Source organism: Pseudomonas migulae (assembly GCF_043225285.1).
Lineage (GTDB): Bacteria > Pseudomonadota > Gammaproteobacteria > Pseudomonadales > Pseudomonadaceae > Aquipseudomonas > Aquipseudomonas migulae_C.
Genome location: NZ_CP171224.1, coordinates 4,154,611 through 4,175,467, shown reverse-complemented (window position 1 = coordinate 4,175,467; position 20,857 = coordinate 4,154,611). Strand labels below are relative to the sequence as shown.

At 60.1% G+C, this 20,857-nt stretch carries 17 protein-coding genes; 12 read left to right on the top strand and 5 right to left on the bottom strand.

All coding sequences use genetic code 11. From position 1 onward, the window contains the following. The first annotated feature begins 104 nt into the window (after positions 1–104). A complete protein-coding gene (locus ACF6ZU_RS19090) occupies positions 105–2,387 on the top strand; it encodes a putative bifunctional diguanylate cyclase/phosphodiesterase (protein WP_392886004.1) in 2,283 nt (760 codons plus the stop codon). Here the strand turns inward: ACF6ZU_RS19090 and ACF6ZU_RS19085 are convergent. After that, a complete protein-coding gene (locus ACF6ZU_RS19085) occupies positions 2,278–3,174 on the bottom strand; it encodes an NAD(P)-dependent oxidoreductase (RefSeq protein ID WP_392886002.1) in 897 nt (298 codons plus the stop codon). The two genes, ACF6ZU_RS19090 and ACF6ZU_RS19085, sit on opposite strands and share 110 nt — an antisense overlap. Before the next feature lie 196 nt (positions 3,175–3,370). Here ACF6ZU_RS19085 and ACF6ZU_RS19080 point away from each other — a divergent pair, with 196 nt between their 5' ends. Continuing rightward, on the top strand, positions 3,371–5,572 hold the full coding sequence (locus ACF6ZU_RS19080) for a hypothetical protein (protein WP_392886000.1): 2,202 nt from the start codon (positions 3,371–3,373) through the stop codon (positions 5,570–5,572). A 1,203-nt stretch (positions 5,573–6,775) separates the two neighbouring features. Here the strand turns inward: ACF6ZU_RS19080 and ACF6ZU_RS19075 are convergent. After that, the gene (locus ACF6ZU_RS19075) at positions 6,776–7,081 is read right to left on the bottom strand and encodes a DUF2288 domain-containing protein (RefSeq protein WP_392885998.1); all 306 of its coding nucleotides are present in this window, start codon (positions 7,079–7,081) and stop codon (positions 6,776–6,778) included. Positions 7,082–7,421: 340 nt separating this feature from the next. Here ACF6ZU_RS19075 and ACF6ZU_RS19070 point away from each other — a divergent pair, with 340 nt between their 5' ends. From ACF6ZU_RS19070 to ACF6ZU_RS19050, 5 genes are all read left to right on the top strand, one after another. Further along, positions 7,422–8,549: a branched-chain amino acid ABC transporter substrate-binding protein gene (locus ACF6ZU_RS19070; RefSeq protein WP_392885996.1), complete on the top strand. Its 1,128-nt coding sequence runs from the start codon at positions 7,422–7,424 to the stop codon at positions 8,547–8,549. A 233-nt stretch (positions 8,550–8,782) separates the two neighbouring features. Further along, a complete protein-coding gene (livH, locus tag ACF6ZU_RS19065; RefSeq protein WP_392885994.1) occupies positions 8,783–9,706 on the top strand; it encodes a high-affinity branched-chain amino acid ABC transporter permease LivH in 924 nt (307 codons plus the stop codon). After that, positions 9,703–10,959, top strand: coding sequence for a high-affinity branched-chain amino acid ABC transporter permease LivM (locus ACF6ZU_RS19060; RefSeq protein WP_392885992.1), 1,257 nt, complete (start codon positions 9,703–9,705; stop codon positions 10,957–10,959). Before livH ends, ACF6ZU_RS19060 begins: the two co-directional genes overlap by 4 nt. Continuing rightward, positions 10,956–11,723 (top strand): high-affinity branched-chain amino acid ABC transporter ATP-binding protein LivG, encoded by a 768-nt coding sequence (gene livG / locus ACF6ZU_RS19055; RefSeq protein ID WP_017336820.1) that lies wholly within the window; start codon positions 10,956–10,958, stop codon positions 11,721–11,723. Before ACF6ZU_RS19060 ends, livG begins: the two co-directional genes overlap by 4 nt. After that, positions 11,724–12,425 (top strand): ABC transporter ATP-binding protein, encoded by a 702-nt coding sequence (locus tag ACF6ZU_RS19050; RefSeq protein WP_392885990.1) that lies wholly within the window; start codon positions 11,724–11,726, stop codon positions 12,423–12,425. A 185-nt stretch (positions 12,426–12,610) separates the two neighbouring features. On the opposite strand, the gene ACF6ZU_RS19045 is transcribed toward ACF6ZU_RS19050, so the two are convergent. Continuing rightward, the gene (locus ACF6ZU_RS19045; protein ID WP_392885989.1) at positions 12,611–13,519 is read right to left on the bottom strand and encodes a LysR family transcriptional regulator; all 909 of its coding nucleotides are present in this window, start codon (positions 13,517–13,519) and stop codon (positions 12,611–12,613) included. Positions 13,520–13,624: 105 nt separating this feature from the next. Here ACF6ZU_RS19045 and ACF6ZU_RS19040 point away from each other — a divergent pair, with 105 nt between their 5' ends. The 3 genes from ACF6ZU_RS19040 (at position 13,625) to ACF6ZU_RS19030 (ending at position 16,793) form a co-directional block, all read left to right on the top strand. Next, positions 13,625–14,224: a short chain dehydrogenase gene (locus ACF6ZU_RS19040; protein ID WP_392885987.1), complete on the top strand. Its 600-nt coding sequence runs from the start codon at positions 13,625–13,627 to the stop codon at positions 14,222–14,224. 206 nt (positions 14,225–14,430) lie between these two features. Continuing rightward, complete coding sequence (locus ACF6ZU_RS19035; RefSeq protein WP_392885985.1) at positions 14,431–15,084, top strand: COG3650 family protein; 654 nt, start codon at positions 14,431–14,433, stop codon at positions 15,082–15,084. A 95-nt stretch (positions 15,085–15,179) separates the two neighbouring features. After that, positions 15,180–16,793, top strand: a complete 1,614-nt coding sequence (locus ACF6ZU_RS19030) for an NAD(P)/FAD-dependent oxidoreductase (RefSeq protein ID WP_392885983.1) — start codon at positions 15,180–15,182, stop codon at positions 16,791–16,793. A gap of 136 nt (positions 16,794–16,929) precedes the next feature. Here the strand turns inward: ACF6ZU_RS19030 and ACF6ZU_RS19025 are convergent, their stop codons facing one another. After that, the gene (locus ACF6ZU_RS19025; RefSeq protein ID WP_392885981.1) at positions 16,930–18,024 is read right to left on the bottom strand and encodes a PLP-dependent cysteine synthase family protein; all 1,095 of its coding nucleotides are present in this window, start codon (positions 18,022–18,024) and stop codon (positions 16,930–16,932) included. Positions 18,025–18,263: 239 nt separating this feature from the next. Between ACF6ZU_RS19025 and nhaA the strand changes: the two genes are divergently transcribed. Next, complete coding sequence (gene nhaA, locus ACF6ZU_RS19020; RefSeq protein WP_392885979.1) at positions 18,264–19,445, top strand: Na+/H+ antiporter NhaA; 1,182 nt, start codon at positions 18,264–18,266, stop codon at positions 19,443–19,445. Between the two features lie 545 nt (positions 19,446–19,990). Here the strand turns inward: nhaA and ACF6ZU_RS19015 are convergent. Further along, on the bottom strand, positions 19,991–20,455 hold the full coding sequence (locus ACF6ZU_RS19015) for a glycine zipper 2TM domain-containing protein (RefSeq protein ID WP_392885977.1): 465 nt from the start codon (positions 20,453–20,455) through the stop codon (positions 19,991–19,993). A 164-nt stretch (positions 20,456–20,619) separates the two neighbouring features. On the opposite strand from ACF6ZU_RS19015, the gene ACF6ZU_RS19010 reads away from it, so the two are divergent. Beyond that, on the top strand, positions 20,620–20,856 hold the full coding sequence (locus ACF6ZU_RS19010) for a hypothetical protein (protein WP_392885975.1): 237 nt from the start codon (positions 20,620–20,622) through the stop codon (positions 20,854–20,856). Position 20,857: the final 1 nt, after the last annotated feature.

Here is a 20,857-nt window from a genome sequence, read left to right as displayed (position 1 = left end):
GCGCCAATATGCCACTACGCCTTGTGCTCTTTGCAGGCGCTCTATACTCCAAAGCGTTCGCCAGCGCCCATTGCGTTGGCCAGGGTGACAAGACGGGGCATGCTATGGAATGGCTTGGTTTGCATTTTTTTACCGAGCTCACAACGGACGGGCAGGTTGTCCTCAATTGCACACATGACCCTTTCCTGGTGCTACTGGCCTATCTGGTCGCCTGTGTGGGCGGCTTTGCCACGCTGGACATGGCCGAGCGGGTCGGTCATGCGGAAAACCCGGCTTCGCAACGACTCTGGCGCTGGATCGGCGCTGCCTGCCTGGCGGGCGGAATCTGGGCCATGCACTTCATCGGCATGCTGGCGTTCCAGGCACCGGTCGAGATTCATTACGAACTGCCCATCACCCTCGCCTCGCTGTTGATCGCTCTGCTCGCCTCATGGCTGGCGATGCACACCCTCAGCCACCCTCGCCTGAGTCTCTGGCAATACGTCCAGGCCTCGATCTGTATCGGCCTGGGCATTGCCGCCATGCATTACGTGGGCATGACGGCGATGCACTCGAATGCGATGGCGTATTACCAACCCGTACTGTTCGTGCTCTCGATCGTGATCGCCATTGGCGCCAGCCTCGCGGCGCTGCTGCTGTCGCGGCATTTGCGCGACGGCACAGGCCTGCTTCATCAACTGATCAAGTTCAGTGCCAGCCTGGTACTCGGCGCGGGCATTATCAGCATGCATTTCACCGGCATGGCCGCCTTCAATCTGGTGCTGCCGACAGGCAGCCTGGTGACCTTACCCGGCGATAACAACCACCTGCAATTGGGGCTGACGGTGGCGGTGATTACGTTGCTGATCATCGGCAGCAGCATCAGCGCGGCACTGGCGGACAAGAAACTGCAGCACAAGGAACGCGACCTGCAACGGGTCAACACGCTGCTCAGCCAACTGGATCAGGCACGCGTGTCGCTGCAACATGCGGCCAATTACGACGCCCTGACCAACCTGATCAACCGTCGCGGCTTCAACCAGATCTTCGCCGAAAAGCTCATGCAGAAAACCACTGAGGGCGGCATGCTCGCAGTGATGTTCCTGGACATCGACCATTTCAAGCGCATCAACGACAGCCTCGGTCATGACGCCGGCGACGAACTGCTCAAGGTTCTGGCGCAGCACATCAAAGGCTCGGTACGCAGCCACGAAGATGTGGTGGCGCGCTTCGGTGGCGACGAGTTCTGCCTGCTGATCAGCCTGCATGACCGTGAAGAAGCGCGGCACATGGCCCAGCGCATCATGCTGAAAATGAAGGAGCCGATCGAGCTGGCCGGGCGGCGCATGGTCATGACCACCAGCATCGGCATCAGCCTGTTTCCCGAGGATGGCACCACCTGCGAGGAGCTGCTGAAACACGCCGACCTGGCCTTGTATCAATCCAAGGGTGGCGGTCGCAACGGCCTGAATTTTTTCAGTTCCAACATGAAAACCCGCGCCACGCTGGAACTGCAGCTAGAGGAAGAACTGCGCCACGCCCTGCGCGAAAACACCGGCCTGCTGCTTTATTACCAGCCGATCTATGACCTGAAGACCGGTCAGGTCAGCAAGCTCGAAGCGCTGGTCCGCTGGCAACATCCGGTCCACGGACTGCTGGCGCCGGACCGCTTCATTGCCATCGCCGAGGCCAACGGCCTGATCGCCGAGCTAGACAATTGGGTCCTGCGCAAAGCCTGCCAGGATCTCGCCGAGCTGTCGCATCAAGGCTGCGAAGCCTTGCACATCGCCGTGAACTGCTCGCCCCTGAACCTGGGGCGTGAAGACCTGGCCGGCGAAATCGAACAGGCGTTGCGAGCGGCCGGGGTCGCGCCGCAACGGCTGGAACTGGAGGTGACCGAGAACGCGCTGATGAACAACATCGCCGATACGTTGGTGTTGCTACAGCAGATCCGCGCCCTCGGCGTATCGCTGTCGATAGACGACTTCGGCACCGGTTATTCCTCCCTCGCCTACCTCAAGCGCCTGCCACTCAATACGTTGAAGATCGACCGCTCGTTCATTCAGGACATCCCCAACGCCACCCAGGACATGGAAATCGTCCAGGCGATCATCATCATGGCGCACACCCTGCATTTGCAGGTGGTCACCGAAGGCGTCGAAACCCTTGAGCAATACGCGTTCCTGGAGCGCAACGGCTGCGATTTCGTGCAGGGCTATCTGCTCAGCCGTCCGGTTCCACTGGCGGAGTTGCGCCCGGTGCTGACCGAGATCAACCAGCGCAAACACACGCGTACCTTCAGCCCTCTGAGTCTGGCTCGCGGTACAGCTGCACTAACGTTGACGGGTCCTTTTGCAAAAAGCCCTGGCTTCCATGCAGGCGCATCAGTTGTGCGGCCAATCCGCTGATCGGTGTCGCCGAGCCCTGTTCGCGGGAAAATTTTACGGCGGTGTCGAGGTCCTTGAGCAAGGTCCGCACGTGCCACTTCACCGGTTCAAAGCGGCTTTCGGCCATTTGCGGGGCGAGGATCTGCAGCGGTTTCGAATCGGCAAATCCGCCCGCCAGCGCTTCGGCGATCAAGCCGGCCTGCACACCGGAACGCTCGGCCAACGCCACCACTTCGGCGATGACCAGGGCATTGCAGGCGACGATCATCTGATTGCAGGCCTTGGTCACCTGCCCCGCCCCGACGCCGCCCATGTGGGTGACTCGCTGGCCCAGATTGAGCAAAACCGGCCGGACACGCTCAAGGTCCGCCTCCGTGCCGCCCACCATAATGGCCAGGCTACCGGCCTCGGCACCGACGACGCCACCGGACACTGGCGCATCCAGCCAGCTCATGCCGCTCTGGCTGGCCAGCTGCGCAGACATTTCCCGCGTCGCCGTGGGTTCCAGGCTGGAAAAATCCACCAACAGCTGGCCGCTTTTCCCACCCTCGGCCACGCCCCCCGGGCCAAACACCACTTCGCGCACCACCGCTGTATCCGCCAGGCACAGCATCACCATATCGACGTGCTGACACAGCTCGGCGGGTGTGGCCACTTGCCGCGCACCCGCCTCCACCAGCGGCGCACATTTGGCCGGATTACGGTTCCACACCGTCAGCGGATACCCCGCTGCCAACAGGCGCCGGCACATTGGCAACCCCATCAGACCGATCCCGGCAAAACCCAACGAAGGTAGGATTGACATCATTTGGCCTTCTTTTTCATTAAAGATCGCCAAATATTGGCCGATTCATCATGACTAAGGAAAGGATTCCCCCGAGTGATGCTCAGGCCACCCCCCTGACACTTGGGCCAAGTACGCGCAGAAATAAGACGCGAGAAACTATCCGTGAAGGTCTGGCGACCCCGTCGCCCGACCGAACAGCCCAGGTACATGGCGCACAATGACTTCTAAAAACACTCCGGCCACTGCGATATCCGATCTGACGCTGAGCCCCGCGGCGAACAGCCCCGCACCCTCGAAGCCATTGACGCCGTCGCGCCCGCTGGCGACTCAGCAATACCTGTATTTCACCGAAACCAACACCGACCGCATCCTCGATAACCTCGACGGCCTGCGCGACATGGTGTTCCCGCGCCCACCGCACCTGGAAGGCGATAGCGAACAGCACAACGATCAGGAATTCCCGTCGGTGTGCCTGATCGGCCTCGGTCGCTGCGGCTCGAACATCGCGCTGGACGTCGCGGAACTGGTGTACAACGCCCGCAAGTTCTACCTCAACGAATTCAACAACGAAGATCGCCCGTCGCCGGACAAACGCTACGCGGAAAAGGGCTACAGCCCGGCGCAGTGGATTCGCAACAACCTGCGCCTGGGCCCGAACAAGGCCACCAAACCGGTGTTCCTGGTCGAACCGCTGGTGATGCTCGGCGATCTGGACAAAGACATTGCCGGCCGCATCCGTTTCTCGCGCAAGGGCGAAAAAAGCGGTTTCCTGCGCGACTACAGCAAAATGAAAATCATGGACTTGTCGGAAGTCCACGCCGGTGGCGCCGGTAACGCGCCGATCCTCGGCCAGTACCTGGCCAAGATCATCCTGAACAAGGACACCCAGCGTTTTTCCAGCCCGGACTGGAAGATGATTCACTCGTACCTGATCGACAGCTGCGGCATCAAGGCCAACCAGTCGCGCCTGTATTTCTCGATTTTCAGCGCCGGCGGCGGTACCGGTTCGGGCATGGCGTCGGAATTCGGCCTGGCCCAGCAACACTCGTACATGAACAAGACGTTCGACACCAAGCCGATGGACGAGCATGACGGCAAGAGCGGTCACTCCTTCGTCTTCGAACCGATCTTCACCAGCGGCATCTGCGTGCTGCCGAACATTTCCGACCACCGCAGCGAAATGTCCGAAGCGCTGCACATCAACGCCGGTCGCCTGCTGTGCAAATACCTGTCGGAAGAGTGGGACTTCTCCTACAACTTCGCCAACGAAGACAGCAGCGAAGCCAGCGTCATGGGCCGTATCCGCCCATGGAACGCCATGATGCTGATCTCCAACGACATCATGCGTTATGCCGAAGAAAGCGATGACGGCAACATCCAGAACATCGACGTCAACGCGATGGAAAAGCACGCGAACCAGTACATTTCGCAGCAGATCTTCAACATTCTGACGGCGCAGGCGGTCACGACCGACTACGACCAGAACTATTTCCGTCGCGCCGGCATCGACATCGGCGAAACCATTCGCCTCGACGCCAACGACCTGTTCATGAGCCTGGCTGGCCCGGTGGCGATTGCCTACGCCGAGTCCGTGGTGCCGGAAACCCCGCCACCGAGCAGCGACAAATTCAAGGTGTTCGAGAAAGAGCCGCAGCGCCTGAACATCGACGACCTGTTCTTCCGCTCCATCGACCTGCCGCACTTCAACAAAGTGACCCAGGCGATCGAGGGCATCAGCCTGCTGCCAATCGAATCGAAGCGCTATCGCGCATCGCTGGAGCAGTACAAGAATTCCGGTTACGACGCCGCCGCGCTGCACGACCTGCACTTCTTCAAGAATTGCTCGTCGGTGGTGTCGATCGTGTCCTTGCCGAAAGACTACAAGCTGTCCTACATGGACCTGAACCGGTTGAAGACCCACCTCAACAGCCTGTTCCCGAACACCACGCTCAAGCGTTATGCGCTGGTGATCGGCGCGTCGGCCAACTTGTCGCTGACCACCCTGATCGCCAAGAGCCCGTGCCTATCGGACGACTTCCTGACGCTGATCGTCGCGTTCATCAAGCGCTGCTTCGCGAAAAACCCGTACCGCTTCGACGATACGCTGGATAACTCGATCCTCGACTTCATCATCAATGAAGACTTCAACGAAGAGTTGATAGACGACTTGCTGAACGAATTCGAGAACCCGGCGAAGATCCTCGATACCAACTGGTATGCGATCAAGCCGATGTACGAGAAGAAGTACCGCGAGCTGATCAACGACAAGGAAAAATTTGTCTCGATCAACGACATTCGCCTGTCGCGCGATTGCGTGAAGAAGGCGATCAAGTATCTGCGCGAGATCTACCGTCACCGGATTGGCAAGACCAAGGTTATTTCGCTTAATAACCATACGGGGAAGACGTTTACCGTCTGATCTGATGCGGCGTCGTTCCGTTGTTTCCGGGTGTATATCCGGTATTGGGGTGATGGCTGATATTGGTTCCGCTCTTACAGCGGGTTACTTGGAAAAGCGCCAAGTAACCAAGCGCTCTTGCCCCACCACTCGGCACCTCGCTCTGGCTCGGTGTGCCCTCACTCCGGCATTGCTCCGCGGGTCGCCGCGATGGGCCATCCATGGCCCAGCGCGGCTAAACCGGCATCCTTGCCGGTTTCCCCGCTGCGCAATGCCTGCGTTCGGCCAGCGTGGTTAACGGGGCGCCTGCGATCAAGATCAAACTCGGCGGCCTCTGGGCCGACCGGGGCGTCAAGCGGGCGCGCTTCGCGCGTTTGACCGTGCTGACGCCGCCCCCCTGTAGGAGCGAGCCTGCTCGCGAAAAACGCCCAGGCACCGCGCACATTCAGGCAGCCCGCGTCATCGTTAACGTCCATCGCCAGCAAGCTGGCTCCTACAATTTTGAACCGTGTGGACCCAACCATTTTGGCGGTGTGAACCCAATCCCTGTAGGAGCCGGCTTGCTGCGGGCGGCGTTCCGACGATGGCGGTGGGTCAGGCAATGAATGTGTCGACGGGCCAGACGCTATCGCCAGCAAGCCGGCTCCTACAGGGGATTGGTGTACAAGTCCGGGATGAGTGTACGAAACAAAAAAAGGACAACGCGGACCACCAAAGAGCCAGATCGGCTATCAGGCCGCCTCGCGCGCTGTTGATTTTCTTGCCCCATGGGGAGGCCGAGCGCAGGTTCTGCGCAGTGGGCAACCCGGCATGGATGCCGGGTTAGCCGCCCCCGGCCATGGATGGCCGATGGCGGCGTGCCCACGGAGCAGGACCGGAGCGAGGGTATGCCGAGCATTAGCGAGCACCGGACGAAAGGGGCAAGAGCCCTTGGTTACTTGGGGCTTTTCCAAGTGACTCGCCGTAAGGGCGAAACCAATAGCCGCCGTTACCGCAGCAATGGATATGTACTCAAATCCACAACCCCCAGCCTGAATACCCACCAAATCCAACATCCAGAAACAATTAAGCAGCCCATCGGCTGCTCAATAAACTGTGCCCGTTACGTTTACGTCACCGTTATGCCAACTCCGCCTGTGGCCTTTCTCTACGGCAACATGCCATCACGCTACTCGGCTACACACTTTTCCCCGGCAAAGCGTCGCACTTATTCGGTGCACGCTTTCACTTCGTCGCCCTTTCCTGGATCAGAATCCACGGCGAAACCACCACGGCCCACAACTCCGGATCACGCTCGAAAAGATCCAGCGCCCGCGTTTCAGACAGCTTCGAGACCTCATCGGCGGCCAGCCAGGCAGCGACTTTCTCGCCATCATCAGTGGCCACGGCCTCAGCCGCCGCGATCAAATCCAGACCCGGGTCGACCCACAATAGGGCACCTTTGGCGAAGAACGGTTCCAGCTCTTTCCAGGTAATAGATGCGGTTTCACCAAGCAGCTTGGCATAGAGGGTGCTAGGTTCTTGAGTCATGGGTCCTGTCCGGAAAAGAAATCGACGTGAATGATAACGTTGGTGGTCTGGCAGAAAAACCCGGAAGCAATTGAGTCACCGATTGAAAACTGCAGGAACGCCAAGGATTGCTGAGATTTCAGCTGGAACCCCCGCCGCAATTCTGTCTTTTTCTTTCAAAAAAGCGACACCCCCTGATTTTGCCCCCCGGCGCCAGCTTCCCAGGCTGACAATCGGCGCTCTACACTGTACCGGTACAGTTGCCGGGGGCATTTTCCGGAGGATATTCGAAAATATCTGACCCGGTTCTGCTGCTACGGCGCCAGGACTATAAAAACTACAACAGTAAGAGTGGAGCACTATGACTAAGGCTACTAAGCAGATTTCCAAACTGTTTGCCGCTATGGTTCTGGCAGGGGTTGCCAGCCATTCGTTCGCAGCTGACACCATCAAGATCGGCATCGCCGGCCCTAAGACCGGTCCTGTAGCCCAATACGGCGACATGCAGTTCAGTGGCGCCAAAATGGCCATCGAACAAATCAACGCCAAGGGCGGCGTAGACGGCAAGAAACTCGAAGCCGTTGAATACGACGACGCCTGTGATCCGAAACAAGCGGTAGCGGTAGCGAACAAGGTCGTCAACGACGGCGTCAAGTTCGTGGTCGGTCACCTGTGCTCCAGCTCCACCCAACCGGCTTCGGACATCTACGAAGACGAAGGCGTGATCATGATCACCCCGGCTGCCACCAGCCCGGACATCACCAACCGTGGTTACAAAATGGTGTTCCGCACCATCGGTCTGGACAGCGCCCAGGGCCCTGCCGCCGGTAACTACATTGCCGATCACGTAAAACCGAAAATCGTTGCTGTCCTGCACGACAAACAGCAATACGGTGAAGGCATCGCCACCGCCGTGAAACAAACCCTCGAGAAGAAAGGCACCAAGGTTGCCGTATTCGAAGGCGTCAACGCCGGCGACAAGGACTTCTCCTCGATCATCGCCAAGCTGAAGCAAGCCAACGTCGACTTCGTCTACTACGGCGGCTACCACCCGGAGCTGGGTCTGATCCTGCGTCAAGCCCAGGAAAAAGGCCTGAAAGCCAAGTTCATGGGTCCGGAAGGCGTGGGTAACGACTCCATTTCGCAGATCGCCAAGGACGCTTCCGAAGGCCTGTTGGTAACCCTGCCGAAATCCTTCGACCAGGATCCAGCCAACGTTGCACTGGCTGACGCCTTCAAAGCGAAGAAAGAAGACCCGAGCGGTCCGTTCGTGTTCCCGGCCTACTCGGCTGTGGAAGTGATCGCTGAAGGTATCAAGGCTGCCAAGTCCGAAGATTCTGCCAAAGTGGCTGCCGCCATCCACGCAGGTACTTTCAAGACTCCGACCGGCGACCTGAGCTTCGACGCCAAGGGCGACCTGAAAGACTTCAAATTTGTGGTTTACGAGTGGCACTTCGGCAAACCTAAAACTGAAGCTTCGCCTCAGTAAGGCTTTGCCTGACTGACTGCCAATAAAGCCCACGGCGTGCCGTGGGCTTTGTTTTACGAACGTACCTGGGCCGCGCTGGCGTGATCCGTCAGTCTCCCCACCTGAAAATCTCAAAACCGTCATCAGCGGTTCGCTGGCAAACCTCGAATTCGAAGTGGATGCAGATCCACGGGGCTCGAGCGGGAAAATGACTCCACCAGTGAAATGCGTATCAGGTTTTTAGGAGCGCAGTAATGCCTGACATCTATCACTTCTTCCAACAGCTGGTTAATGGCCTGACCATTGGCAGCACGTATGCCCTGATCGCCATCGGCTATACGATGGTTTACGGCATCATTGGAATGATCAACTTCGCCCACGGCGAGGTGTACATGATCGGTTCCTACGTGGCGTTCATCGCCATCGCCGGGCTGACCATGATGGGACTCGACAGTGTTCCGCTGTTGATGACCGCCGCTTTCCTCGCGACCATCGTCGTGACCAGTGCCTACGGCTACAGCATCGAACGGATCGCCTACCGCCCCCTGCGCGGCAGCAACCGTCTGATCCCGCTGATTTCCGCCATCGGCATGTCGATCTTCCTGCAGAACACGGTTCTGCTGGCGCAAGACTCCAAGGACAAATCCATCCCCAACCTGATTCCGGGCAACATTGCCTTCGGGCCAGGTGGCGCACACGAAGTGCTGATTTCCTACATGCAAATCGTGGTGTTCATAGTGACCCTGGTCGCCATGCTCGGCCTGACGCTGTTCATCTCCCGCTCTCGCCTGGGTCGCGCCTGCCGCGCCTGCGCCGAAGACATCAAGATGGCCAACCTGCTGGGTATCAACACCAACAACATCATCGCCCTGACCTTCGTCATCGGTGCGGCACTGGCCGCCATCGCCGCTGTGCTGCTGAGCATGCAATACGGCGTGATCAACCCGAACGCCGGTTTCCTCGTCGGCCTCAAGGCCTTCACCGCCGCGGTACTGGGCGGTATCGGCAGCATCCCCGGAGCCATGCTCGGCGGGCTGGTGCTTGGGGTGGCGGAAGCCTTCGGTGCCGATATCTTCGGCGACCAGTACAAGGACGTCGTCGCGTTCGGCCTATTGGTCCTGGTGTTGTTGTTCCGGCCAACCGGCCTGCTGGGCCGTCCGGAGGTTGAGAAAGTATGACTAGGAATCTTAAACAGGCGTTGTTCAGCGCCTTGCTGGTGTGGGCGGTTGCCTACCCGGTACTCGGTCTGAAACTGACCATCGTCGGCATCAACCTCGAAGTCCACGGCACCAGTAACGCCACGCTGATCACCATCGCCGTGTGCTCGGTGCTCATGTTCCTGCGGGTGTTGTTCGACCAGCAGATCAGCTCGGCCTGGCGTTCCTCGCCGAGCATGCCGTTGATCCCGGCCAAGGCCAGTAACTTCCTGACCCTGCCGACTACCCAGCGCTGGATCATCATCGCGTTGATCGCCGGTGCGCTGGTCTGGCCGTTCTTCGGCTCCCGCGGCGCGGTGGACATCGCGACACTGGTGCTGATCTACGTGATGCTCGGCCTTGGCCTGAACATCGTGGTCGGCCTGGCCGGCCTGCTCGACCTCGGTTACGTCGGTTTCTACGCCGTCGGTGCCTACAGCTATGCGCTGCTGTCGCATTACTACGGCCTGAGCTTCTGGATCTGCCTGCCGATCGCCGGCCTGATGGCGGCCACCTTCGGCTTCCTGCTTGGTTTCCCGGTGCTGCGTCTGCGCGGCGACTACCTGGCGATCGTGACCCTGGGCTTCGGTGAAATCATCCGTCTGTTCCTGCGTAACCTGACCGATATCACCGGTGGCCCGAACGGCATCAGCAACATCGAGAAGCCAACGTTCTTCGGCCTGACCTTCGAACGCAAAGCGGCCGAAGGCATGCAGACGTTCCACGAGTACTTCGGTCTGGAATACAACTCGATCAACAAGGTGATTTTCCTTTACCTGGTTGCGCTGTTGCTGGCCCTTGGTGCGCTGTTCGTGATCAACCGTCTGCTGCGCATGCCGATCGGCCGTGCGTGGGAAGCGTTGCGTGAAGACGAAATCGCCTGCCGTGCGCTGGGTCTCAATCCTACGGTCATCAAACTCTCGGCCTTCACCCTGGGCGCCAGCTTCGCCGGTTTCGCCGGCAGCTTCTTCGCCGCCCGTCAGGGTCTGGTGACGCCGGAGTCCTTCACCTTCATCGAGTCGGCGATCATCCTCGCCATCGTTGTGTTGGGTGGCATGGGCTCGCAACTGGGCGTGATCCTGGCTGCCGTGGTGATGATCCTGCTGCCTGAAATGATGCGTGAGTTCAGTGAGTACCGCATGTTGATGTTCGGCGCCTTGATGGTGCTGATGATGATCTGGCGACCTCAAGGCCTGCTGCCCATGCAACGTCCTCACATGGAGCTGCGCAAATGAGCCGCGAGATCCTTAAAGTCGAAAATCTGAGCATGCGCTTCGGCGGTTTGCTGGCGGTCAACGGCGTCGCCCTGACCGTGAAGGAAAAACAAGTGGTTGCGCTGATCGGCCCGAACGGCGCCGGCAAGACCACCGTGTTCAACTGCCTGACCGGTTTCTACAAGCCGAGCGGTGGCAGCATCCTGCTGGACGGCGAGCCTATCGAAGGCCTGCCTGGCCACAAGATCGCCCTCAAAGGCGTGGTGCGCACCTTCCAGAACGTGCGGCTGTTCAAGGACATGACCGCGGTCGAGAACCTTCTGATCGCGCAGCACCGTCACCTGAACACCAACTTCCTGTCCGGCCTGTTCAAGACCCCGGGTTTCCGCAAGAGCGAGCGTGAGGCGATGGAATTCGCCGAGTTCTGGCTCGACAAGGTCAACCTCACGGCGTTTGCCAACCGTCCGGCCGGCACCCTCGCCTACGGTCAGCAACGTCGCCTGGAAATCGCTCGCTGCATGATGACCCGCCCGCGGATCCTCATGCTCGACGAACCGGCCGCCGGCCTGAACCCGAAGGAAACCGAGGATCTCAAGGCGCTGATCAGCATGTTGCGTGAAGAGCACAACGTCACCGTGCTGCTGATCGAACACGACATGAAACTGGTCATGAGCATTTCCGACCACATCGTCGTGATCAACCAGGGCACGCCTCTGGCCGACGGCACGCCGGAACAGATCCGTGACAATCCTGAAGTGATCAAAGCCTACCTGGGGGAAGCGTAAATGCTGCAATTCGAAAACGTTTCCACCTTCTACGGCAAGATCCAGGCCCTGCACAGCGTCAACGTCGAAGTCCGTCAGGGCGAGATCGTGACCCTGATCGGTGCCAACGGCGCCGGCAAGTCGACCTTGCTGATGACCCTCTGCGGTTCGCCGCAAGCCCATAGCGGCAGCATCCGCTACATGGGCGAAGAGCTCGTCGGCCAGAGTTCGTCGCAGATCATGCGCAAGAGCATCGCTGTCGTGCCGGAAGGTCGTCGGGTGTTTGCTCGCCTGACCGTGGAAGAAAACCTCTCCATGGGTGGTTTCTTCACCGAAAAAGGCGATTACCAGGAACAGATGGACAAGGTTCTCGAACTTTTCCCACGCCTGAAAGAACGCTTCAACCAGCGCGGCGGCACCATGTCCGGCGGCGAACAGCAAATGCTCGCCATCGGCCGTGCGCTGATGAGCAAGCCCAAGCTGCTGCTGCTCGACGAGCCATCGCTGGGTCTGGCACCGATCATCATCCAGCAGATCTTCGACATCATCGAACAGCTGCGCAAGGATGGCGTGACGGTGTTCCTGGTCGAGCAGAATGCCAACCAGGCGCTGAAAATCGCTGACCGCGCGTACGTTCTGGAGAACGGCCGGGTGGTGATGCAAGGCACCGGTGAATCGCTGCTGACCGACCCGAAAGTGCGCGAAGCGTACCTCGGCGGTTAAGCCTTAGCGTTAAACAAAAAAACGGCCTTCGGGCCGTTTTTTTGTGCCTGCCCCAACCCAGACAACACCGAAAATCTCCTGTAGGAGCCGGCTTGCTGGCGATCGCGTACTTTCAGTCGATAGATCTTTCGACTGACCCACCGCTATCGCCAGCAAGCCGGCTCCTACAGGGGTTGTGCTAGCAGTTACAACCGATCAAGCGCCTCCCCACTGCGCTTGAACCAGCCAATCAAATAATCCGCCAACACCTGCGTGCGCTTGGGCAACCCACCCTGATACGGATGCACCAGGTACATCGGCATCCGACGCGTCTGAAAATCACGCAGGAGCCAGCGCAAACGCCCGTCAGCCAATTCCGCTTGCAGCAGGTACGACGGCAAACGCGCAATGCCGGCGCCGGCCAGGGCGGCTTTTTTCAGCAAGCTGTAATGGTTGCTGGCGAACGGTCCCGATACGCGCACCCGCAACAGCTCGTGTTGCTGGTGATAAAGCCATTCTTCGCGACCGCTGTAGTGGCTGTTGAGCAAACAGCGGTGTTCCGCGAGAGCTTGCGGGGTCAGCGGTTCGCCATGTTGCTCAAGGTAGGCCGGGCTGGCGCAGGTCAGCTCTTGCCAGGCCAGCAACGGTCGCGCCACCAGGCGCTCGTCATTGCCGACCTCGGAGCGGACTGCCAGATCGAAGCCGTCACGGGACAAATCGCGGTAGCTGTTGCCGAGATCGAGCTCGATCTGCACCTCGGGATACTGCTGGGAAAACTCAAGCAACAAGCCATCGAAGAAGGTTTCCCCCAGGGACACCGGCACCGTCATGCGCACCGGCCCGGCCATGTCGTCCTTCAACCGCGCCAATGCCTGACGCGCCCTTTCCACCTGGACGACCAGTGCCTGGGCTTGCGGCAACAACGCCGCCCCTGCCGCGGTCAAGCTCAAGCGCCGCGTCGTGCGTTGCAGCAACACCACGGAAAACCGCGCCTCCAGCAGGCTGATGCGCTTGGACAATTGACCCTTGCTGCAACCCAGTTGCTGAGCGGCCAAGGTGAAACTGCCTGCTTCGATCAACACCGCAAACGCCGCCAGATCATCCATTTCGCTCATGGATTGTTTCCAATAGAAAACCAAAGGTTGCCTATTAGTGCGCTTATCCGCAGAAAAAACCACTCTAGACTGAAGCCACATTCAACACACATGAGGATCGGCACCATGAAAGTACTTCTGATCGGCGCAGGCGGCACCATTGGTTCGGCCATCGACAAAGAGCTGTCCGAGCGTCACGAGATCATCCGCATCGGTCGCAACAGCGGCGATCTGCAAGTGGATATCAGCGACAGTGCTTCGATTCGCAAGTTGTTCGAAAAAACCGGCAAGTTCGACGCCCTGGTTTGCGCCGCGGGCAACGTGACCTTCGCGCCGCTGGACGACATGACCGAAGACAGTTTTGCCCTCGGCCTGAAAGACAAATTGATGGGCCAGGTCAACCTGTTGCTGATCGGCCGTGAATTCGCCAATGACGGCGCTTCGTTCACCTTCACCACCGGCGTGCTCAGCCATGACCCGATCCGAAGCGGCGCTTCGGCGGCACTGGTCAACGGCGCCATCGACAGCTTCGTACGTGCCGCCGCGATTGAACTGCCGCGCGGCCTGCGGGTGAACTCGGTGAGCCCGAACGTCCTGGTCGAAGCCATGGGCAAATACGCACCGTACTTCCGCGGCTACAAGCCGGTTCCGGCCGTGGATGTGGCATTGGCCTACGCCAAAAGCGTGGAAGGTCTGCAAACCGGTCAGACCTTTCACGTCGGCTGATCCACACAATCCCTGTAGGAGCGAGCCTGCTCGCGATGGACGTGAGAGCGCAGCGGGGTGTCAGGCCTCCCGCGTTATCGTTGACGGCCATCGCCGGCAAGCCGGTCTCGCTCCCACAGGGGGCACCTCGGCAAATCAAGAAGCGCCGGGGTTGTGATGAACGGTCAGGCTGCGTAACGTGGCGGCTCTTGTCTGGAGAGCCAAAGATGCGTGTTGCCCGTTCCTTAGTCCTTGTTGCCCTGCTTCCGCTGTTCGCCGCCTGCCAGTTGCTCGATGGCCCGCGAGAAAATGCGTCCCACGTGGGCCAGACCCGAATGCAGGGGCAACTGACCGCGGCCGACGGCAAGCTGGTGTTCCAGCCGTGCAATCAACAGCGCAGTTTCGTGGTCAACGACACCGGCGGCACCAGCGTCCTGCAAGAAGCCGCGTCCCTGGCCGATGCCCAAGGCAAGCTGTTCGCCGATGTGCGCGGAAAGATCGTCGACAGCCGCCTCGATCTGGAGCAGCTGTACCGCGTCGAACGTTCGGGCGTCGCGTGCGACGATCCGAATTTCAAACTGTTGATCCTGCGCGCCGCGGGTCACGGGCCGGAGTGGAACGTCAAGGTCAGCGGCAAAGGCATGGTGATCGAGCGTGCGGGTCAACCGCCCCTGGCCGTTCCTTACGTTGAAGAGCAACTGGGCGATGGCCGCTTCAATCTCAGCACCGAAGCCAACAACCAGCACATCGAACTGTGGGTCGCGCCGCAACGCTGCGTCGACAGCAGCACCGGCAGCGTTCAACACATGAGCGCCGAACTGCGCATCGATGGCCAGGTTCAGCGCGGTTGCGGGTATTTCGGCGGATCGCGCGACGACTGATCGTTTAAGCCTCACGGGACTCGGCTTTTGGGGCTTATAATCGCCGCCTTCAAACGCCCTGGCGCAGTTGTGCGCCCCGCGAACCGGATCCCGTCATGTTACGAATCACCGAACTCAAGCTGCCGATCGACCATCCCGAAGAAGACCTGCGCCCTGCCATCGTGCAGCGCCTAGGCATCGCCAGTGATGACCTGCTCGATTTCACCTTGTTCAAGCGCAGCTACGATGCGCGCAAAAAGTCCTCCGAACTGTGCTTCATCTACACCATCGACCTCACCGCGAAGGATGAGGCGGCGTTGCTGCACAAGTTCGCCGATGACCGTAACGTCAACGTGGCGCCGGATGTCAGCTACAAAGTGGTCGGCCAGGCGCCGTCCGATCTCGAACAACGCCCGGTCGTCGTCGGCTTCGGCCCTTGCGGGATTTTCGCCGGGCTGTTGCTCGCGCAGATGGGCTTCAAGCCGATCATCCTCGAACGCGGCACCGAAGTGCGTCAGCGCACCAAGGACACCTGGGGCCTGTGGCGCAAAAGCGTGCTCAACCCGGAATCCAACGTGCAGTTCGGCGAAGGCGGCGCGGGCACGTTCTCCGACGGCAAGCTCTATAGCCAGATCAAGGACCCGAAATTCATCGGGCGCAAAGTCCTGCACGAGTTCGTAAAGGCCGGCGCGCCGGAAGAAATCCTCTACGTCAGCAAACCGCACATCGGTACGTTTCGTCTGACCGGTGTCGTGGAAAACATGCGTGAGCAGATTCGTGCACTGGGCGGCGAAGTGCGCTTCCAGCAGCGCGTCACCGATGTGTTGATCGAGGACGGCCAATTGGTCGGTGTCGAGCTCAACGGCGGCGAGCAGATCCATTCGAAGCACGTGATTCTGGCCCTCGGCCACAGCGCCCGGGACACGTTCCGCATGCTCCACGGACGTGGCGTGTTCATGGAAGCCAAGCCGTTCTCGGTGGGTTTCCGCATCGAACACCCGCAGTCGCTGATCGACCGCGCGCGCCTGGGCAAATACGCCGGGCACCCGAAACTCGGGGCGGCGGACTACAAACTGGTGCATCACGCCAAGAACGGCCGTTCGGTCTACAGCTTCTGCATGTGCCCGGGCGGCACCGTGGTGGCGGCGACTTCCGAGCCGAACCGCGTCGTCACCAACGGCATGAGCCAGTACTCGCGTAACGAGCGCAACGCCAACTCCGGCATCGTCGTCGGCATCACCCCGGAAGTCGATTATCCGGGCGGTCCGCTGGCAGGTATCGAGTTGCAGGAACGCCTGGAATCCCACGCTTTTGTCCTGGGCGGCAGCAACTACGAAGCGCCGGCGCAGCTGGTCGGCGATTTCATCGCGGGCAAGCCGTCCACGGAACTGGGCAGTGTTGAACCGTCCTACAAGCCCGGTGTTGCGCTGGGTGATTTGGCGTTGGCCTTGCCGGCTTTCGCCATCGAAGCCATTCGCGAAGCCTTGCCGGCGTTCGAGAAGCAGATCCGCGGTTACTCGCTGCATGACGCGGTGTTGACCGGGATCGAAACGCGCACCTCGTCGCCGCTGCGGATTACCCGTAACGAGTCGATGCAGAGCCTGAACGTGAAGGGCCTGTTCCCGGCCGGTGAAGGCGCGGGTTATGCGGGCGGGATTCTGTCGGCGGGTGTGGACGGGATTCGGATTGCCGAAGCCGTGGCTCGGGACATTCTCGGCCTGGAGGCCTGATCTGCATTCCCTGGAATAAATGCAAAACCCTGTGGGAGCGAGCCTGCTCGCGATAGCGGATTCACATTCAACAGAGATGTTGACTGATCTACCGCCATCGCGAGCAGGCTCGCTCCCACATTGGGTCTGTGGTGTATCAGATGTTGGCGCGCAGCACGGTCGCTGGAAGCGGTTCGCCGCGTTCGACGCTCGCTGCGACCGCCGCCATCAACCCGGTTAACTCATAGCCCTGGGCCTTGAGCCAGGCGTGATCGTAATAACTGGTTTCATAACGCTCGCCGCCATCGCACAGAATCGCCACGATCGACCCCGACTCCCCCGCCGCCGCCATCTGTTGCGCCGCCATCAACGCGCCGATCAGGTTGGTCCCGCTCGACCCGCCCACACGCCGTCCCAAATGCTGCGCCAGGTAATGCATGGCTGCCAGTGACAGGTCGTCCGGCACCTTGACCATCGCATCGATCACTTTCGGCAGGAATGACGCTTCGACCCGTGGCCGGCCGATGCCTTCGATGCGCGAACCGTGATCCAGGCGCAGGCTGGCGTCGCCGGTCAGGTAGTAATCGAAAAACACCGAACGCTCGGCATCGGCGCAAAGCACGCGGGTGCAATGCTGGCGATAACGCACGTAGCGGCCGAGGGTCGCGGTGGTGCCGCCGGTGCCGGGACTGGAAATCAGCCAGCTCGGCTCCGGGTGCTGTTCGAAACGCATCTGGTGGAAAATCGATTCGGCGATGTTGTTGTTCGCCCGCCAGTCGGTGGCGCGTTCGGCGTAGGTGAACTGGTCGATGAAATGCCCGTCGTGCTCCCGCGCCAAGCGCTCGGACTCGGCGTAGATCTGCGTCGGGTCATCGACCAGGTGACTCTGGCCACCGTAGAACGCGATCTGCGCGATTTTCTCTTTCGACGTGGAGGCCGGCATCACCGCAATAAACGGCAGGCCGAGCAAACGGGCGAAATACGCCTCGGAAATCGCCGTCGAACCGCTGGACGCTTCGATCACCGGCGCACCGGGCTTGAGCCAGCCGTTACACAACGCATACAGGAACAATGAGCGCGCCAGACGGTGTTTCAGGCTGCCGGTGGGATGGCTCGACTCATCCTTGAAATACAGCTCGATGCCCGGAAAACCCGGCAGGGGTAACGGGATGAGGTGGGTATCGGCGCTGCGCTGGAAGTCGGCCTCGATGATGCGGATGGCTTCACGGGCCCACTGTCGGTTGTCGCTCATGGTGGTTTTCTCGTTGGGTCGGCCTTGGCACAAGGCTCAGCTCTGCAGCTTAGGAAAAATCCGACATCGCGCACAGATACAGCTGAGGTTCAATACATCCGGCAACTGCTAGGCTCAGGTCCGAGTCTGCCTTCGCCGTCGTAACGGCATATAACAAAAAAGAATATAACTTTTGTTTTAACAACTAACGGTACGGGTTAGGGTGTGCCACCTTTTTGAACATTCGATGGAGAGCGACCTTGCCTCTGCGTAGCACTTTCACGCGTTTCTTTCAGTTGGAAGCTGCCAGCGGTCTGTTATTGATCGCCGCCGCAGCCCTGGCGCTGATCATCAACAATTCCCCGCTCTCGTGGCTCTACAGCAGCTTTCTGGACACCCCGGTGGTGGCGCAGATCGGTGCGCTGCAAATCGCCAAACCGGCCCTGCTGTGGATCAACGACGGCCTGATGGCCCTGTTCTTCCTTCTGATCGGCCTGGAAGTGAAGCGCGAAGTCCTCGACGGTCAGTTGTCGAAACCTTCACAAGTGGTCCTGCCCGGCGCCGCAGCGATTGGCGGCATGGTCATCCCGGCGCTGGTCTACTGGTTTTTCAACCGCGACAACCCCGCAGCGCTGGGCGGTTGGGCCATTCCGATGGCCACCGACATCGCCTTTGCCCTCGGCGTCCTCGCCCTGCTGGGCAAACGCGTGCCGGTATCGCTGAAGCTGTTCCTGATGACCCTCGCGATCATCGACGACCTCGGCGCGATCATCGTCATCGCCATCTTCTACTCCGGCGCACTGTCGACCCTGTCCCTGGCGCTGGCGGCGGCCTGCATCGCCGCATTAGTGGCGATGAACCGACTGGGCGTGGTCAAGCTCGGGCCGTACATGATCATCGGCCTGATTCTGTGGGTGTGCGTACTGAAAAGCGGAGTGCACGCGACGCTGGCCGGCGTCACCCTCGCCTTCTGCATCCCGCTGCGCACGAAAAACGCCGAACCGTCGCCGCTGCTGACACTGGAACACGCCCTGCACCCGTGGGTCGCCTACGGCATCCTGCCACTGTTCGCCTTCGCCAACGCCGGCCTGTCCCTGACCGGCGTAACCGCCGAAAGCTTCACCCACCATGTGCCGATGGGCATCGCCATCGGCCTGCTGCTGGGCAAAACCCTAGGCGTGTTCGGCCTGACCTGGCTAGCCGTGAAAACCGGCATCGCCGCCCTGCCCCAAGGCGCCAATTGGGGCCAGGTGCTGGGCGTGGCGATCCTCTGCGGGATCGGCTTCACCATGAGCCTGTTCGTCGGCTCCCTGGCCTTCGAACCGGGCGTGAGCGACTACGCCGGGATGGACCGGATGGGGATCCTGACCGGTTCGATACTGGCGGCGTTGATCGGGTATGCGGTGACGGCGGCGGCGAGTCGCAAGCAAACCGCGCGCTGATTCTGGATGGGTGTGGTGGCATCACCCACACGTTAACCTTGTAGGAGCCGGCTTGCTGGCGATGGACGTCAACGATGACGCGGGCTGCCTGGATGAACGCGGTGTCTGGGCGTTTTTCGCCAGCAAGCTGGCTCCTACAGGGAATCGCGTACGCTTTTGCTTCTCACCACTCACCAGGCCGAGCGTTAGCTCGCCTTTCGCTTTTGATCTTGCGGTGCGCGCCCCCTCGAGAGGCCGAGTGGAGGTTCTGCGTAGTGGGCAACCCGGCATGGATGCCGGGTTAGCCGCCCCCGGCCATGGATGGCCGATGGCGGCGGGCCCACGGAGCAGGACCGGAGCGAGGGAATGCCGAGCCCTGGCGAGGCACCGAACGAAAGGGGCAAAAGCGCTTGGTTACTTGCCGCTTTTGCAAGTGACTCGCCGTAAGGGCGAAACCAATAGAAGCCGTTACCGAAGCAACGGATATGTCCCCCCCAAAAAAACAAACCTAAAAAAAACCCCGACCAGTCACCTGATCGGGGTTTTCTTTGAACCGGTTAAAACGATTAGTGCGAAACGCGGCTCGTGCCATCAACCGTAGCAATCCGCACCCGCTCACCCACGCGGAACACTTCATTTTCCTGAACCTGCTGCACATAGGCACGCATGCTGCCGTCGTCTTCACGAACAGTGATCTCAACGCCCTGGGTACGAGTCAGGCCTTCTTCAGTGGCCGAACCGAGCAACCCGCCAGCCACGGCACCGATGACCGCAGCAACGATGCTGCCTTTACCACCACCGATAGCGCTGCCGCCAACACCACCCACCGCAGCACCGGCGATGCCGCCGATCGGGGTCTTGGTGCCTTCGATTTTCACCGGACGCAGGGATTCGATGGTGCCCATGCGAACGGTCTGCACACGACGCGCTTCGTCACGGGAATAGGAGTCACCGGTCAAGCTCGATTGGCAGCCAGTGAGCAACATTGCCATCGTGGAAAAGGAAGCAACCAGCAGAACAGACTTACGCATAGCATCAACTCCAAAGGACAGGTGGCCATTAAACTCCGCAGCATGACGCCTGTCACGACGTAGCCCGGATAAATTTGTTTCGATTCAGGCCCGGTACAGGCGCCTCAACGCTCAGCGCAGTAGCGACAAATTACGAAAACGGCACCACTGCCCCAAGGATTTTCATGGATTACTTCATCATTGTCGTCACCACCGTCGCCGGACTTTACTTCCACGGGTGGCTGTACGTGCGGATCAGACGCTGGATGGACCGCGACCTGGCATTGGCTTTGGCTGGTAACGACGAGCATAAGAAAGCCTTTATGCTCAAGCAACTGGCGAACGCCCGGGCACAGAAAATCAAGCGTCGGGACCTGCCTCAGTGGCTGGAGGCCGCTGCGACAGGCTATCCCGGTCGGTAGA